This window comes from Bartonella sp. MR168JLCBS, from assembly GCF_042194175.1.
The window spans coordinates 1-665 of record NZ_JBHIMP010000431.1; the positions used below are offsets into that span (position 1 = coordinate 1).

At 38.6% G+C, this 665-nt stretch carries 1 protein-coding gene; it reads left to right on the forward strand.

What is annotated here, in order from left to right; translation table 11 throughout:
• Positions 1 to 3 precede the first annotated feature (3 nt).
• On the forward strand, positions 4 to 585 hold the full coding sequence (locus tag ACFIK8_RS11795) for a disulfide bond formation protein B (protein ID WP_375669536.1): 582 nt from the start codon (positions 4 to 6) through the stop codon (positions 583 to 585).
• Positions 586 to 665: the final 80 nt, after the last annotated feature.

A 665-nucleotide genomic window follows, 5' to 3' on the forward strand; every position in this document is an offset into this window, starting at 1 on the left:
ATCATGGAACATGTTGAACAAAAAAACCCTCATTTCATCACATTTATGAATGTGTTGGGACTTATCGGATTATCCACCGTCCTGTTAGTGGCTTTCTATTATCAATTGGTAAAATTTGAGTTGCCATGCCCTCTTTGTCTTCTTCAACGCGTTGGTTTGATACTTGCAGGCTGTGGGTTTCTTCTCAATATTCACCATAAGGTGAAAAATACCCATTATGGGATGGTTATTCTTGGTTGTATGGTAACCAGTGTTATTGCTGCTCGTCAGGTGTTTTTACATATCACACCAGATGATCTTGGATACGGTTCAACATTCTTTGGACTGCATTTTTATACTTGGGCTTTCATTATTGCAGTTCTTTGTATTTTTGCGGTTACCTTCATTATGATTTTAAGTGAATTGGCGCACAAATTTAAGGTATTTTCTCCTCTCCCACTCCTGAGTGGAGCGGCAAGTTTTCTCTTTATCTTTTTAATTGCAGCAAACTTGGTTTCTACTGTGCTTGAATGTGGAGGGGGGCAGTGCGCCGACGATCCTGTAAGATATGAGTTGTTGTCAAACTGGTTTCCATCTTCTTCTTAAGTTTTTTCAATAAACTTTCTATTTGTATATCTTCATATTGTAAAAAAGAGGCAGCGCTCTTGAGAGCGCTGCCTCTTTTT